16 protein-coding genes are annotated in these 15,122 nt (G+C 63.2%); 11 read left to right on the top strand and 5 right to left on the bottom strand.

Features of this window, described 5'->3' with window-relative positions; genetic code table 11:
* The first annotated feature begins 51 nt into the window (after positions 1 to 51).
* From J3A64_RS11815 to J3A64_RS11800, 4 genes are all read left to right on the top strand, one after another.
* The gene (locus J3A64_RS11815) at positions 52 to 1,020 is read left to right on the top strand and encodes an aldose 1-epimerase family protein (protein ID WP_011774011.1); all 969 of its coding nucleotides are present in this window, start codon (positions 52 to 54) and stop codon (positions 1,018 to 1,020) included.
* Between the two features lie 83 nt (positions 1,021 to 1,103).
* Positions 1,104 to 2,384: an AI-2E family transporter gene (locus J3A64_RS11810; protein ID WP_011774012.1), complete on the top strand. Its 1,281-nt coding sequence runs from the start codon at positions 1,104 to 1,106 to the stop codon at positions 2,382 to 2,384.
* A 3-nt stretch (positions 2,385 to 2,387) separates the two neighbouring features.
* The gene (ilvA, locus tag J3A64_RS11805; RefSeq protein WP_011774013.1) at positions 2,388 to 3,626 is read left to right on the top strand and encodes a threonine ammonia-lyase; all 1,239 of its coding nucleotides are present in this window, start codon (positions 2,388 to 2,390) and stop codon (positions 3,624 to 3,626) included.
* Between the two features lie 14 nt (positions 3,627 to 3,640).
* Positions 3,641 to 4,255 (top strand): rhomboid family intramembrane serine protease, encoded by a 615-nt coding sequence (locus tag J3A64_RS11800; protein WP_011774014.1) that lies wholly within the window; start codon positions 3,641 to 3,643, stop codon positions 4,253 to 4,255.
* A 92-nt stretch (positions 4,256 to 4,347) separates the two neighbouring features.
* On the opposite strand, the gene greA is transcribed toward J3A64_RS11800, so the two are convergent.
* Both greA and J3A64_RS11790 read right to left on the bottom strand, forming a co-directional pair.
* Complete coding sequence (gene greA / locus J3A64_RS11795) at positions 4,348 to 4,842, bottom strand: transcription elongation factor GreA (protein WP_011774015.1); 495 nt, start codon at positions 4,840 to 4,842, stop codon at positions 4,348 to 4,350.
* A 152-nt stretch (positions 4,843 to 4,994) separates the two neighbouring features.
* Positions 4,995 to 5,453 (bottom strand): DUF4307 domain-containing protein, encoded by a 459-nt coding sequence (locus tag J3A64_RS11790; RefSeq protein ID WP_011774016.1) that lies wholly within the window; start codon positions 5,451 to 5,453, stop codon positions 4,995 to 4,997.
* Between the two features lie 76 nt (positions 5,454 to 5,529).
* On the opposite strand from J3A64_RS11790, the gene mca reads away from it, so the two are divergent.
* The 3 genes from mca (at position 5,530) to J3A64_RS11775 (ending at position 9,077) form a co-directional block, all read left to right on the top strand.
* Positions 5,530 to 6,435: a mycothiol conjugate amidase Mca gene (mca, locus tag J3A64_RS11785; RefSeq protein ID WP_043469917.1), complete on the top strand. Its 906-nt coding sequence runs from the start codon at positions 5,530 to 5,532 to the stop codon at positions 6,433 to 6,435.
* 106 nt (positions 6,436 to 6,541) lie between these two features.
* Positions 6,542 to 6,850, top strand: coding sequence for a hypothetical protein (locus tag J3A64_RS11780; protein ID WP_210064359.1), 309 nt, complete (start codon positions 6,542 to 6,544; stop codon positions 6,848 to 6,850).
* Positions 6,828 to 9,077 (top strand): thioredoxin domain-containing protein, encoded by a 2,250-nt coding sequence (locus J3A64_RS11775; protein ID WP_286176276.1) that lies wholly within the window; start codon positions 6,828 to 6,830, stop codon positions 9,075 to 9,077. The genes J3A64_RS11780 and J3A64_RS11775 overlap by 23 nt, the downstream gene beginning before the upstream one ends.
* A 15-nt stretch (positions 9,078 to 9,092) precedes the next feature.
* On the opposite strand, the gene J3A64_RS11770 is transcribed toward J3A64_RS11775, so the two are convergent.
* Positions 9,093 to 9,734 carry a hemolysin III family protein gene (locus tag J3A64_RS11770; RefSeq protein WP_011774020.1) on the bottom strand — a complete coding sequence of 214 codons (642 nt, stop codon included), beginning with the start codon at positions 9,732 to 9,734 and terminating at the stop codon, positions 9,093 to 9,095.
* Between the two features lie 107 nt (positions 9,735 to 9,841).
* On the opposite strand from J3A64_RS11770, the gene J3A64_RS11765 reads away from it, so the two are divergent.
* Together J3A64_RS11765 and J3A64_RS11760 are read left to right on the top strand one after the other, a co-directional pair.
* The gene (locus tag J3A64_RS11765; RefSeq protein ID WP_011774021.1) at positions 9,842 to 10,648 is read left to right on the top strand and encodes an isoprenyl transferase; all 807 of its coding nucleotides are present in this window, start codon (positions 9,842 to 9,844) and stop codon (positions 10,646 to 10,648) included.
* 238 nt (positions 10,649 to 10,886) lie between these two features.
* Entirely contained in the window at positions 10,887 to 12,281 is a 1,395-nt protein-coding gene (locus J3A64_RS11760; protein WP_210064358.1) for a PhoH family protein, read from the top strand.
* A 106-nt stretch (positions 12,282 to 12,387) separates the two neighbouring features.
* On the opposite strand, the gene J3A64_RS11755 is transcribed toward J3A64_RS11760, so the two are convergent.
* Positions 12,388 to 13,041: a GNAT family N-acetyltransferase gene (locus J3A64_RS11755; protein ID WP_210064357.1), complete on the bottom strand. Its 654-nt coding sequence runs from the start codon at positions 13,039 to 13,041 to the stop codon at positions 12,388 to 12,390.
* Between the two features lie 32 nt (positions 13,042 to 13,073).
* Positions 13,074 to 13,835, bottom strand: a complete 762-nt coding sequence (locus tag J3A64_RS11750) for a hypothetical protein (RefSeq protein ID WP_051024918.1) — start codon at positions 13,833 to 13,835, stop codon at positions 13,074 to 13,076.
* Positions 13,836 to 13,896: 61 nt separating this feature from the next.
* Here J3A64_RS11750 and J3A64_RS11745 point away from each other — a divergent pair, with 61 nt between their 5' ends.
* The gene (locus J3A64_RS11745) at positions 13,897 to 14,448 is read left to right on the top strand and encodes a prepilin peptidase (RefSeq protein WP_014921108.1); all 552 of its coding nucleotides are present in this window, start codon (positions 13,897 to 13,899) and stop codon (positions 14,446 to 14,448) included.
* 353 nt (positions 14,449 to 14,801) lie between these two features.
* Positions 14,802 to 15,119 carry an META domain-containing protein gene (locus J3A64_RS11740; RefSeq protein ID WP_014921109.1) on the top strand — a complete coding sequence of 106 codons (318 nt, stop codon included), beginning with the start codon at positions 14,802 to 14,804 and terminating at the stop codon, positions 15,117 to 15,119.
* The last annotated feature ends 3 nt before the right edge of the window (positions 15,120 to 15,122 follow it).

Below are 15,122 nucleotides of genomic sequence, written 5' to 3'. Positions count from 1 at the left end.
CGCATAGTTTCTAACAAAAGCTAACATTTGCCGCGTCATGACGGTTCTCCAATGCAGTACGGTATTGCCATGTCTGCCTCCCCGTCGCCAGCCGATAGCACCCATCAATCCGAGTCCCGCCGCTTCGCCACGGGCCGACAGTTCGAGCTCCGCCGGGGCGATGCGCTCGCCGTCGTCACCGAGCTCGCCGCCGGCCTGCGACTCTACTCCCGGGGCGGAGTCCAGTTGACCGAAAGCTACGGCGACGACGAAATTTCGCCCGGTGCCACGGGCATCACCCTGGCGCCCTGGGCCAACCGGGTAGAGGACGGGATCTGGTACCTGGAAGGCAAGAAGCAGCAACTCGACATCACCGAGGCCTCACGCAACAACGCCAGCCACGGCCTGTTGCGCAACACCGGGTACGTGTTGGTGGACGAATCCGAGTTTTCCGTGACGCTGGAAGCCACAGTCTTCCCCCAGCACGGCTACCCGTTCCTGGTGCGGCACTTGGTGCGCTACGAACTCGACCAGAGCGGAGACCTCCGTGTCTCGCAGACGTTGATCAACGATTCGCAGAGCACGGCGCCCTTTGTCCTGGGTGCCCACCCGTACCTGCGCGTCGGCGATGTCGCCCCCGAGGATTTGGTCCTGACGGTGCATGCGGGCACTCGACTGGTAGCGGACGAGCGACTGATTCCGCGAAGCACCGCTCCCGCAGACGGTCAGTACGATTTCTCCGGCGGGTCGGTGGTGGGCAGCTTGCTGGTGGATGTCGCCTTGACGGACCTGACGTACGACGGCGGCATAGCGCGCCATACGCTGACCGCGCCGGATGGCCGCAGCGTAAGCCTTGAACAGGATGAGAGCTGCCGGTACGTCCACGTCTTCGTCACAGACACCTTCCCGGGCCGATCCAAAGCCGTGGCCATCGAACCCATGACAGGGCCGGCCAACGCGTTCAACAGCGGCGATGGCCTGCGCTGGCTGGCACCCGGAGAAGCTTTCACCATGCGCTGGGGAATTGCGGCATCCCTGTAGGCTCTTCGCCCGTAAATGCCACCGAATGTCTCGGAAGTGAGAGCCGGTTTCCCATACGGCCTGCCCTACGGAATTATGGGTTCATGACGCCAACACCGGACGCCAAAACACGTTCAGACCGCCAAATTGCCGAAGACATCCCCTACGGGGTGCGCATTGCTGCAGCCTGGTCCTGGCGGGCAGGCCTGATCCTGCTCATGATCGGCGCCATGGTCTGGCTGCTGGGCAAGGTCAGCTTCCTCATCATTCCAGTGATGGTTGCTGCGCTGCTGGCCGGCCTCCTGCATCCTGTGGTGGCCTGGCTGCGCAACCGGAAGGTGCCCAACGGAGGAGCAGTCGCCATCACCGTGTTGGGCTTCATCGGCGTGATCGGTGGTGCCCTTGCGCTGGTGGGCAGGCAACTTGTCACGGGCTTCGGTGCGCTCTGGCAAGAGGCGCTGGCAGGCATCCAACAGATTCAGACCTGGTTGGCAGATGGCCCGCTGCACCTCACTGCGGACCAGATAGACCAATACATTTCCGATGGCGCGAATGCGCTCCAGAACAACAGCAGCAGCATCCTCAGCGGGGCATTGTCCTTCGGCAGCACCGCCGGACACTTTGCGGCGGGGCTTGTCCTGGCCCTGTTCATTCTGATCTTCTTCCTGCTGGAGGGCCCCCGCATCTGGGCTTTCCTGGTCCGGCTCCTGCCCAAGAGCGCGCGACGGGCCACCGATGGCGCCGGGCGCCGGGGCTGGACGTCCATGGTCAGCTACGTGCGGATTCAGATGTTCGTCGCGTTCGTGGATGCCGTGGGCATCGGCGTTGGTGCGGCCATCATCCAAGTCCCGTTGGCCCTGCCCTTGGCGGTCCTCGTCTTCATCGGCTCGTTCATTCCGGTGGTCGGTGCCCTGGTCACCGGTGCCATCGCGGTCCTGCTCGCCCTTGTGGCCAACGGACCCATCAACGCGCTGATCATGCTGGCAATCGTCCTGGTAGTGCAGCAACTTGAAAGCCACATCCTGCAGCCGCTGGTCATGGGCAAGGCCGTGGCGCTGCATCCTGTGGCTGTGATCCTCTCGGTTGCCGCCGGTTCATACCTCGCAGGCATCCCCGGTGCCCTGTTCGCAGTCCCGCTGCTCGCCGTAGTAAACACGGCAGTTCGCTACATTGCGGGCCGGACGTGGGAACATGATGAAGGATTGGGCGGTGTGGAACTCCAGCCGGCAGCCGCCTCGGCGGGGCCAGGCGGCGACGCCAACTTCAAGGAGGTCCACCTCCCGCGGCCCGAATCCCGCCTCGGTAAGGGCGTCGCCGGCAAGACCAAGGCTTCGGGGAGCACCTCTGTCGAGGAGCCTCAAGCCAACACCAACAAAGGAGAATAGTCAGTGAATACCCTCGAAACCCTGCCCGTCACGCTGGACGATGTCCTCAAGGCGCAGGAGCTGCTCGAGGGCATTATTACCAAGACTCCCGTGGAGTCGTCCCGTGCGCTTGGCAGCCTCGTGGGCGGCAACGTCTTTTTCAAGTGTGAGAACCTGCAGCGTGCCGGCTCGTTCAAGGTCCGGGGCGCCTATGTGCGCATGGCCCGGCTGACGGACGACGAAAAGAAGCGCGGCGTAGTAGCGGCATCCGCAGGCAACCACGCCCAGGGTGTGGCTGTAGCCGCCAAGAGCCTGGGCATCAATGCCCGCATCTACATGCCGCTCGGCGTGGCCCTGCCCAAGCTGGCGGCCACGCGCAGCCACGGCGCTGAAGTCGTTCTGCACGGCCACAACGTGGACGAAGCGCTTGCGGAAGCGCAGCGCTACGCCAACGAAACAGGCGCTGTGTTTGTTCACCCCTTCGACAACGTGGACGTCGTTGCCGGTCAGGGCACCATCGGGCTTGAAATCCTGGACCAAATCCCCAACGTGGACACCATCCTCATGGGTGTAGGAGGCGGCGGGCTGCTGGCAGGTGTGGCTGTGGCCATCAAGGCCAAGGCCAAAGAGCTCGGCCGCGAAATCAGGGTCATCGGGGTCCAGGCCGAGAACGCCGCCGCGTACCCGCCGTCCCTCGCCGCTGATGCCCTGGTGCCTCTGAAGAAGGTCACCACCATGGCCGACGGCATCGCCGTAGGACGTCCCGGGCAGTTGCCCTTCAGCATCATCCGCGAGCTCGTGGACGATGTGGTCACCGTGAGTGAGGACTCCCTCGCCCGGGCCCTGATCTTCCTGCTCGAGCGCGCCAAGATGGTGGTTGAGCCGGCCGGGGCCGTCGGAGTAGCTGCGCTGATGGACGGCAAGATCGAAAACCCGGGGAACACCGCCGTCGTGCTTTCCGGCGGCAACATCGATCCCATGCTGATGCTCAAAGTCATCCAGCGCGGTCTGTCGGCCGCAGGCCGCTTCATGACGGTCCGCATGATGCTCGATGACCGGCCGGGTTCGTTGGCCACCATTGCCCGTATCATCGCTGAAAACGATGCCAACGTCACTGGCCTGGACCACACCCGCTTGGGTGGTTCCATCAGCATGGGTGACGTCTCCATCACTATCAACCTGGAAACCAAAGGCCACGAACACGGCGAGCAGGTTCTCGGTGCACTCCGGGCCGAGGGCTTCCAACCAATCGTGGTGCACTGACGGGAGGGGCGCCCATGGTGCTCGGAATGCCTGAGGGCTCAAAGGAAGAGGCTAGGGAGTCGCTCGCCGGGCGGGCGAAAGGCGGACTGCTCTTCATGGGCGGATTCGTCATCCTGCTCTACGTCATCGAGATCCTCAACACCTTGATGCGCCATGGGCTCAACTCGACTTTCGGCCTGCGCCCACGTTCCATGGACGGCGTGCTGGACATCCTGACGTTTCCCTTGCTGCACGCGAACCTGAACCATTTGCTGTCCAATACCTTGCCGTTGATCATTTTCGGTTTCCTGGTGTTCCTGTCCGGAATCCGGGTGTTCATCACGGCATTGGCCTTCAGCTGGCTCGGATCAGGGCTGGCGGTGTGGTTGATTGGCGGGGGAGGCGTGACGGTGGGAGCCTCCGGACTGGTGTTCGGTTTCTTCGCGTTCCTGCTGGTGAGGGGATTCTTCAACCGCAGCTGGTGGCAGATCCTGCTCTCCGTGGTTCTGTTCATGGCTTACGGCAGTATCCTCTTCGGGGTGCTGCCCACGGTGCTGGGTTACGTCTCCTGGCAGGCGCACCTCGGCGGGGCCGTGGGTGGTGTGATTGCCGCCGTCCTGCTTCGTCCCAAATCCAAGCTCGTCGCCTGACCCGGTTGGTTGGGCCGGGCACGAAAAAACGCCGGCCCGCCCCGCGAAGGGGTGGGCCGGCGTCGTGTATTTCAGGCCGGTTTAGCCGCTGCTTAGGCGACGTAGGGCTTGGCGGAGACGATCTCCACCTGAATTTCCTTGCCGTTGGGGGCAACGTAGCTCAGGCTGTCGCCTTCCTTGTGGCCGATGATGGCCGCACCCAGGGGTGACTTTTCGCTGAAGACATCAAGATCGGAATCTCCGGCGATTTCGCGGGAGCCCAGCAGGAACGTCTCTTCGTCGCCTGCGATGCGGGCAACAACCAGCATTCCGGGCTCAACGATTCCGTCGTCGGCGGGGGCTTCGCCCACCTGCGCATCACGCAGAAGTGCGGTGAGCTGACGGATGCGGGCTTCGATCTTGCCCTGCTCCTCCTTGGCAGCGTGGTAACCGCCGTTCTCCTTGAGGTCGCCTTCCTGGCGGGCAGCTTCGATCTTCTGGACGATTTCCGCCCGGCCAGCGCCGGAAAGGTGGTCCAGCTCAGCCTGCAAGCGGTCGAAAGCTTCCTGGGTAAGCCAAGCCGCAGTGGCGCTATTGGTGGTAGACACGGATTTCTCCTCTAGATCTGACAATGCAAAAGACCCCGCCGAGTTGGCCACTCATGAATCTCAGTAACCAACTTAACGGGGTGAAGGTTTCATCCATTGTAGTAAATCCTTTGGACGAACCCAAACCGGTTGAGTCGTGGGTCACACGATTGTTATTTACCGCTGTCCACGATCCAGCAATTGTCCACAACTCCGGAGACTGCCGGGGACTCGGTCCTCAGGGCTGTCCGCTGCATGGTGGTGCTGCCGCCATCGGGATCGTCCTGGGGATCGTTGGGGCCGATCTCCACTACCTTCCAGCCAACCACCGCGAACTTGGAATCCAGGGCTTTTATGGCACATTTGGCCGTGGCTCCGGGGTATTTAGTCACCTGGTAGTCCACTTCTGCCTGGGTATCGTCCACGGTGCTGTAACCGATGTCCTTGAACGTGACCGGGGCCTGAGCCGAGCCGGTTGCTACGTACGCGGCGAACGCAATCCCGAGGACCAGGGCGGCGATGACAATGTTCCGCTTGGTTTTGCGGGTCATGGCGCGCTTTTGACCGCCGTATCGATTGGCTAGGCTGTTGCTTGCCGGTACTTGGGTGGCCGATAGGTCCTCTGAAGTCACCCGTCCAGTTTAGTGCCGATCCCGGCGCCCCATCACCGCCCCGCAAAAGCGCGATCCATGAAAGAGGAGCCGTCACGTGACAGCGTCCAGCAGTTCCGAGCAGCAGCTGCGGCTGCTCGCCGTCCACGCCCATCCGGATGATGAGTCCAGCAAGGGCGCAGCAACCATGGCGATGTACGCCGCCGCGGGAGTAGACGTCATGGTTGCCACCTGCACGGACGGCTCGCGCGGCGATATCCAGAACCCCGCCCTGGAGGATGCACCCCACCCCAAACGGGACATGGCCGGTGCCCGGCGCCTTGAGATGGCCAACGCGGCCGAGGTCCTTGGAATCCAGCAGCGCTGGCTCGGTTTTGTAGACTCAGGACTTCCTGAAGGAGATCCCCTCCCGCCGCTGCCGCCGGGATGCTTCGCCCTGCAGCCACTGGAGCGTGCCACGGCGCCCTTGGTTCGGCTGGTCCGTAAGTTCAAGCCGCACGTCATCCTCAGCTATGACGAAAACGGTGGCTACCCCCACCCGGATCACATCATGGCCCACAAGGTTGCCGTGGAAGCTTTTGAAGCCGCAGGCGATCCTGAGCGCTATCCCGGCATGGGTGAGCCATGGGCGCCCAGCAAGCTTTACTACGACCGCGCCTTCAGCCCCGAAAGATTCCGTGCGCTGCATTTTGCGTTGGAAGAAGCCGGGTTGCAATCGCCGTATGCCGAGCGGCTTGCTGCGTGGTTGGAGGCCGACGCGGAAGGTCACACAGCTCCGGTGGCAGGGCACCAAACCACCACCCAGGTTGATTGCGGTGATTTCTTCGAGGCCCGGGACGACGCCCTGCGCGCACACCGGACCCAGATCGATCCCCTCGGCTTCTTTTTCGCGGTATCGCCTGATCTGCAGCGGACCGTCTGGCCGTGGGAGGACTACACCCTGATCAAGTCCACGGTGCCTTCAGAGCTGCCCGAGAAGGACCTCTTCGCGGGGATAAGATAGGAGCGCCGGTAGTTTCTATCGATCGTAGAAATTTCCGTGCGGCCAATCAGCTTCCCGGCTACGCGCTGCCAGTCGGCACGCACCAGCTCCCATAGAAGGTTTGAAAGTGCATCAGTTGATTCTTGCCCTGACCGTCACTCCGTCGCCTGATCCCACGGGCACGCTGCGGCCCGGCCTGTCCGAGGATCAGGTGACGCCGGGTACGTGGGGCTTCGTCCTCACGGCCTTCATCGTGATCCTCACAACCTTCCTGATCGTGGATATGGTCCGCAGGATCCGCCGCGTCCGTTACAGGGCCCAGGTGGAGGAAGCGCGCCTGGCCGCCGAGGCGGACGAAGCCGCCGGGGAAGGGAGCCCTGCCGAGGCCGGCAGCCCCACTGAAGAGAATGGCGATGGCGGCCCTCGGACCCGCTGAAACCGGCGGACCCGCTGAAACCGGCGGCCCCGCTGAAACCGGCGGCCCCGCTGAAACCGGCGGCCCCGCTGAAACCGGCGGCCCCGCTGAAACCGGCGGGCCGGACTGGCCCGGGGCAAGTAACGCCCTGGGGTCGGAACCGTCTGCCTATTTACGCCAGCACGCGGACAATCCCGTCTTCTGGCGTCCTTTCGGCGATGAGGCCTTTTCCTTTGCTGCCGAGCGCGATGTCCCGGTGTTCCTCTCCATCGGCTACGCAGCATGCCACTGGTGCCACGTCATGGCTCACGAATCCTTTGAAGACCAGGAAACCGCCGATTACCTGAACGCCCACTTTGTCCCGGTCAAGGTTGACCGGGAAGAGCGGCCGGACGTCGATTCCGTCTACATGGCGGCTACCCAGGCCATCAGTGGCGAAGGGGGCTGGCCCATGTCCGTCTTCCTCACCCCGGACGGGCTCGCCTTCCACGCGGGGACCTACTTCCCGCCGGTTCCCTTGCCTGGCCGGCCCTCCTTCCGAAACGTGCTGGAGGCCGTCCATGAGGCGTGGGTGGAGCGCCGCGATGCTGTGGAGCAGAACGCAAGGGGACTGGCTGCGAACATGGCCGGTGCCCAGCTGGGCGGCGCTGTCCGGTTCGATGGCCCTCCTGAAGTGCTGGACGCAAACGTTCTCCCGGAGGCCGTAGCGCTGTTGGCCCGCTCAGAAGACCCCGACGCCGGTGGCTTCGGCAGCGCTCCCAAGTTCCCGCCGTCGGCGGTTCTTGAGTTCCTCATCAGGCATGCGGCGGCACCGTCCGATACTGCGGACGAGGCCCGCGACATGGCAGCCCGCGCGCTGGCGGGCATGGCCCGCTCGGCTTTGCGCGACCAGCTCGATGGCGGATTCGCCCGCTACTCGGTGACGGCAGACTGGTCTGTGCCGCACTTTGAAAAGATGTTGTACGACAATGCGCAGCTGCTGCGGCTTTACGCCCACTGGGTCCGGCTTGGCGGCAACGAGGTCTTCACGGCGGGCGAGGCTGCATCCGTGGCCTCGAGGTGCGCCGAGTGGATGGTGGACTCCCTCAAGCTGCCCAACGGCGCCCTGGCCTCCTCCCTGGACGCCGATACCGTAGTGGGCGGCGTGCATCACGAGGGCGCCACGTATCTTTGGACTCCCGAGTCGCTCCGGGAAGCTCTTGGCCCGCGTGACGCCGAGGCTGTGGCGGACATGATGAACGTTGGTGCCCGGGGGACCGTTTCGGAGCTTGGCTCGCCGCTTCACCCTGCGCGGACGTTGACCGACGCCGAGAGCAGGCTATGGCAACGCGTCCGGCCGGTGCTGTTGGCATCGCGTAACCTCCGGAACCAGCCAGCCAGGGATGAGAAAGTGGTGGCCGGGTGGAACGGCCTGGCTGTGGCAGCTCTCGCGGAAGCGGGTGCCATTCTGGACCGCACGGACTTGGTTGCTGCAGCAGAAGCCGTAGCTGAGTACTTGGCGGACGTTCACTGGGACAGCAGTTCGCAGGTGCTGGTCCGGGTTTCGCACGATTCGCGTGCGCGGGGCATTGGTGGTCTTCTTGAGGACTACGCATTCTGCACGGAGGGCTTCTTGGCCCTCTATGCTGTCACGGGCACCAAGCGGTGGTACCGCTTGGCTGAGGAGCTCATCCTGGCAGCATGTTCACGCTTTGTGGAGAACGGTCATCTGGCGGACTCTGCGGGGGAGTCCGCACAGGTTTTCAACGCCCAAGGGCAGCACGCAGCCCTGGACCCGTTCGATAATGCCACCCCAAGTGGCGCCGCCGGGTTCGCTGGCGCCCTGTTGACTTACGCCGCGTACTCCGGTTCCCACCAACACCGGCTCATGGCCGGCAATATCCTGGGCCTGCTCCCGCCCCTCGCCACACGCGCACCGCGTGTGGCCGGTTGGCTGCTGGCCACCGCGCAAGCTGCGCTTGCAGGGCCGGTGGAGGCCGCCGTCGCAGGTTACGACTCGCCGCTGCGGCGCGAGCTGCACAGCGCGCTGTTGAAGTCTCCCAGCCCCGGCCTGGTGGTCGCTTTGCAGTCGGACGACGGCGGGTCCCCGGCGGGGGAGGCCGAGGTCCCTTTGCTGCTCCACAGATCGGGTGCGCCGGACGGATCACCGCAGGTTTACTTGTGCCGCGACATGGTGTGCGAGAGGCCGTTGGGCGATGTGGCTGCGGTCCAGGCCCGTCTGGCAGCCATGGCGTCGGGCGCTTCCTAGCCGGCCAAAGGGAAGCTAGCTCAGCACTGCCAGCATGATCGCCACGAAGTGGGCCGCGAAAGCCAGCACCGTAAAGGCATGGAACAGCTCATGGAAGCCGAAGTGCTGGACGCTGAAGTTCGGTTTCTTGAGGGCGTAGAACACCGCCCCTGCGATGTACAGGGCGCCGCCGACGCAAATGAGGATCGCTGCCGGGGCGTTGGCGGCGAAGAACTGGGGGAGGTAGAACAACGCTCCGCAGCCCAGGGCTATATAGACGGGCACGTACAGCCAGCGTGGAGCGTGTGTCCACAGAATCCGGAAGAGCACGCCGACTATCGCTCCGGACCAGACCAGCCACAGCAAGGTAATGGCCTGTGAGCGCTCCAGCAACGACCATGCCAAGGGCGTGTAGCTGCCGGCGATTACCAGCATGATGTTGGTGTGGTCCAGCCTTTTGAGCAGCATTCGGACCTTGGGCGACCAGTTTCCGCGGTGGTAAACGGCGCTGACGCCAAACAGCAGGAATCCCGTTAGGCCGTAGATGGCGGAGGTGATCTTGCGATCAGGGGTGGGGGCAACCGTCACCAGGATGATCCCTGCCGCCAGTGCAAAAGGAGCGGCAACGGCGTGGATCCATCCACGCCATAGGGGCTTGGTTTCGAGGAGCTCAGCCATGGGTCAAGAATAACTTACGTTTCGGTAAGTTACCTGCTGGTAACAAATAGTGAAGCGATTTTGACCGGCGACTGCACCGGCCCGGTTGCTCGGGACGGTAGCCTTGGATGTGCGCCGTCGTCGTACAAGCAAGGAAGTCAGGTGAGAGTCCGGTGGAGCTGCCCGGTTTCCTCTATGGCTTCTACGAGCGCAAACTGCTGCGCTCCCTCAAGCAGGACAGAATCCCTCGACATATCGGCGTCATGGTGGACGGCAACCGACGGTGGGCGCGCCAGTTCAACGCACCCACCAGCCAAGGGCACCAGGCGGGCGCGGACAAGATCCACGAGTTCCTCGGGTGGTGCCAGGAACTCGGCGTCAAGGTTGTAACCCTCTACATGCTCTCCACGGACAACATGAGCCGTTCCGGTGAAGAACTGGATCTCCTCATGGGCATCATCGCCAACACCATGGACCGCCTCGACGAAGACGAAGACGTCTCCGTCCACGCCATGGGGGCGCCGGAACTCCTGCCGGACTACCTGGCCGAGCGCCTCAACAAACTCACGGCCCGTACCCCCGTCCACGAAAAGATCCACGTGAACGTGGCAGTGGGCTACGGTGGCCGCCGCGAAATTGTCGACGCCGTACGCGAACTACTGCACGACGCCGACGCCAAAGGACGCAAAATGTCCGACGTCGCAGATGAACTTTCGGTGGACGACATCTCCAAGTTCCTCTACACCCGCGGCCAACCCGATCCTGACCTCGTCATCCGTACCTCAGGCGAGCAACGGCTCTCAGGATTCCTCATGTGGCAAAGCGCCTACAGCGAGTTCTACTTTTGCGAAGCTCTCTGGCCGGCCTTCCGCAAGGTCGATTTCCTGCGCGCCCTCAGGGACTACGCCGGGCGCCAACGGCGGTTCGGAACCTGAACGCGCCCCGGTTCACCAAAATTTAACGAACCGGACATACGACTTGCCGACCACGGATTGCGGAAATGAATGTGGCGAGGATTACGTTAATCCCATCAGCAGGCAAAACCGCCCGCTGATCGGGGAGGCCAGTATATGGAGCGGACCATCGCACCAGTTACATGGGAGGCCACGCCCGGCCTTCCGGCCGAGCCGCTTCACCATTAGGCCGGGCGAACTGCCCGGGGCTGGAGTCGATGTGGCTATTTCTGAGCAACTGCCCGCAATGGTTTCCGACGGGGAAAGTGCAGCTACCTCTCGCGCCAAGCGGGTCTCACAAAAAGCGCGGACCACAACGTCCGCCACAGGCCGCAGCTACGTGATCGATACGTCCGTCCTGCTATCCGATCCACACGCACTGTTGCGCTTCGCCGAACACGAAGTCATCGTCCCCATCGTGGTCATCAGCGAACTGGAAGGAAAACGCCACGATCCCGAACTGGGCTACTTCGCCCGAAAAGCCCTAAGGCTCCTTGATGATCTGAGGATCGAACACGGCGGCTTGGACCACGCCATCCCCATCGGGAAAGTCGGCGGACTCCTCAGGGTGGAAATGAACCACATCTCACCGGAGGTGCTCCCCGCAGGATTCCGAGGAGGCGACAACGACAGCCGCATCCTGGCCGTCGCCAAAAACCTGGCCAACGAAGGCCACAACGTCACGGTTGTCTCCAAAGACCTCCCCATGCGCGTCAAAGCCTCCGCCATGGGGCTCCACGCCGACGAATATCGAAACGAACTCGTCAAAGACTCCGGCTGGATCGGCATGGCCGAAGTGGACGCGACCGAAGAAGAAATCACCACCCTCTACGGCCACGAACCAGCCTTCATCCCCGCAGCCGCGGAACTCCCCGTCAACACCGGACTCGTTCTCCTCTCCAACCGCGGCTCAGCCCTCGGCCGGGTAGGGGCAGACAAACAAGTCCGGCTCGTCAAAGGCGACCGCGACGTCTTCGGACTCCACGGACGCTCAGCAGAACAACGGCTCGCCATCGACCTCCTCATGGACCCCGCCGTCGGCATCGTCTCGATCGGTGGTCGCGCAGGCACAGGCAAGTCCGCGCTAGCCCTCTGCGCGGGCCTGGAAGCCGTCCTGGAACGCCGGGAACACCGCAAAGTAGTTGTGTTCCGCCCCCTCTACGCAGTAGGCGGCCAGGAACTCGGCTACCTCCCCGGCTCCGAATCCGAAAAAATGAACCCTTGGGCGCAAGCAGTGTTCGACACCCTCGGGGCACTCGTCAGCCAGGAAGTCGTGGAAGAAGTCATGGACCGGGGCATGCTCGAAGTCCTCCCACTGACCCACATCCGCGGACGTTCACTCCACGACGCCTTCGTGATCGTGGACGAAGCACAGTCACTCGAGAAAAACGTGCTCCTCACCGTCATGAGCCGCATCGGACAAAACTCCAAGATCGTCCTCACCCACGACGTCGCCCAGCGCGACAACCTCAGGGTAGGGCGGCACGACGGCGTGGCCGCAGTAGTAGAGACGCTCAAAGGACATCCGCTGTTCGGGCACATCACGCTGACCCGGTCCGAGAGGTCGCCTATTGCTGCCCTGGTGACGGAGTTGCTCGAAGGGGCGGAGATCTAACCTCGCTGCACGAAAGGCGAAGGCCAGACATCCTCTGCGTGCTAGCTCGTTCCTCGCTTTGACGCACGCTGCCGGATGCCTGGCCTTCGCCTTGCTCGCCGTCCTGTCATGACCCCTGGAGCTTGAGGTAGGTTTTTAGACCTTCGTGGCCTTGGACTTTGAGGGTCCAGGCGGGGCGTTTGAAGGTGGTGGGGGTGAGGTGGACTCTTTGGACCGTTTCCACTTTTTCGCCCCAGCCATCGCGGAAGATGCCGTTGAGTTCGTAGCCCAGGGCGGTGGAGACGCCCAGGGATTGTTGGTTCCAGACAGCTGCCTCGGACTCGGCTACTTCCGCGTCCAGGTAATCGAAGGCGTAGCTTACGACGGCGGCACGCATCTCCTTGCCGAAGCCCTGGCCCTGCGCGGACCGCTTGAGCCATGAGCCCGTGCTGACTGTTTTGAGGGTGTGGAAGTTCTTGGCACCGATGTCCTGAACGCCCAGGAGTTCGTCCTCGTGCCAGACTCCGAGGAGAAGGGTCCAGGATTCCTTCGTGAAATTGGCACGGCAGCGCCAATACCACTGGGCCATGTTCGGGGCGAGTTCGTCGTCTGGAAGTTCTGCCCACGGCATGCTGAACGGGCTCCTTCCGGGTTCGTGCACGCCGGAGCGGGCCGCCGCTACGGCTGAAGGGATGTCGTCGTCAAGAACGGGACGGAGGGTCAGCCTCGGGGTGGTGAGGGTGAGTCCGAACGGGGGCCATATTTCTGCCAGCGATGTCATCGCCGTAGCTTAGCCCGGATGGCGGGTAGCTCTCAGGCGGCCGGGCCGATATCCCATGAGATGTGGCGCCGGACGTCCGTGAGGTTCATCGATTCCGCAAGGAAAAGGTCGTCCAGCATGTACTCGTCCACTGCAAGGATCCTGAGCCAGTGGCCTTTGCCTGCGGAGTCTCCGTCCAGGCTTTCGCTGGCGACACAAACGCCGGTGCCGGTGTCGATCCTGATCATTGTCCGGCCGGAGTGCGCCAAGGGTTCAGTTGGGTCCGAGGGAACGTACGTCCGGCTTGGTGTGACGATGGTTTCCAAAGCCGGGCGCCCCTCATGGTCCACCTCACGGGTTTGTTCGAGGAAGACGGGATTGGTGTCAGGAAACTCCAAAGGGACAGGTGCATTGCCGGCAAGTTCCACGGGATCGAGTGCGGCGGCGAGGCGACCGTTACCAAAGGAGGGCTCACCGTAGGCGGCCTCGGGACGCCGGCGGACCAGGCCGGCGTCGTCATAAACGGGCGTCACAAGATGAGCCGGAAGTAGCCACGAACGCCGTGTGGCACTGACGTAAAGATCGTCCCGGGAATCGTTGATGCCGGTGGTGCTGTGCAGAAGTTGGCCGTCCGGGGTCTCGAGGCGAAGTGCACCCGGGCGCCTGAGCCAGGCCCGGACCATGGTGGCCCCGGACGCGGGCCGTTCAAGGTACTCGAAGCGGAGGCTGGTCCACTTCCACGGCGAAGAACGGCAAAGATTGCGGAATGTGGAGGACAAGTCAAAACCCGGTCCAGCTGCACTATAGCGCCCCATATCCACAGTTTACCCACGCGTTCAAGCGGGCCGGATCGCCAAAGCGGGATAGCATCCGAAGGTGATCCGACGACTCTCAGACCTCTGGACGGACAGCCCGCTCGGCTTTTGGCTCGTGGCGGCCGCGTGCCTGTACTTCATGGTGATGGCAGTGCGGCTCACGGTGATAGACATCCGGAGCCACCTGCTGCCGAACCGGATTGTGTTCCCGTCCTATGCGGTGGCTGGAGTGCTGTTATTGGCTGCGGCCCTACTGGCGTACTTCGCCGATGCACCCACGGAGGGTGCATCGGGGGCTGTGCTCTTGGGTGTACCCGGCCTGGGTGTAATTGCCGGCGGTGCCGTGCTCTGGCTGTTCTACTTTGTGCTTCGGCTCGTTCACCCGCCGGGGATGGGCTTCGGTGACGTGAAGCTGGCCGGAGTGCTGGGCCTCTATCTGGGCTACCTGGGGTGGAGCCACATTTTTGCCGGGACGTTTGCGGCCTTCCTGTTGGGAGGGCTGTGGAGCCTGGGTATCCTGGTGGCCCGGCGAGGCACGCTGCGCTCGGCCATCCCGTTCGGCCCGTTCATGCTGGCGGGCGCGGCTGCCGCAATGCTGATCCTTCCTGCGTGAAGCCAGTCACCACTCGTCCCGGCCCAACTGCGGCCAAATTGCAACGCTCCCCGTATTCTCGGCGTTCACCGGGCTGGGTCATGCTTAGCCCAGCGAGTGTTCGGACGTGGTTGAGGGCGTTGGAGGGTGCAGTGAGACGGAACAGCTTGGGTTTCTTGCTTGGAGCGTCCATTTCCTGTGCCGTCCTGCTGACCGGATGCGGGCAAGCAGTCAACGATCCTGGGGTGACCTCGGGATCCGGGATACAACCGGGGATGACGCAACAACCGGGCACTGAGCAACAGCCAGACCCGACGCAGATACCCTTGACACCCTGTGAAGGCGGCCCGCTGGGCTGTTCCGAGTTTACGTCCGTGCGGGGAACCGATGCCACGGGAGAGGTGGCGTGGCTCGGAACAGACCCGCTCACGGTGAGTTCCAGGAAGGCCAACGGAGAGTGGACCCTTTTCGTCCACACACCGTGCAATTATCTCCAGGTAGCAGTTTCGGTGCAGAACGATGTCCTGACGCAGCTGTGGAGGATGGTCTCCGATAGGGGCTGCCAGGAGCCAACGGACGACTACCAGGCCTGGACAGAGCAGCTCTTTGAACAGCCTGTTCAGTGGAAGCTGGACGGCGATACGCTCACCTTGCGCAATTCACACGCCACCATCGAACTTAGGGAAAGCTGACAC

This window comes from Pseudarthrobacter sp. PvP004 (genome assembly GCF_017876035.1).
Classification (GTDB): Bacteria; Actinomycetota; Actinomycetes; order Actinomycetales; family Micrococcaceae; genus Arthrobacter; species Arthrobacter aurescens_A.
This window is presented reverse-complemented; position numbering and strand designations above follow the sequence as displayed.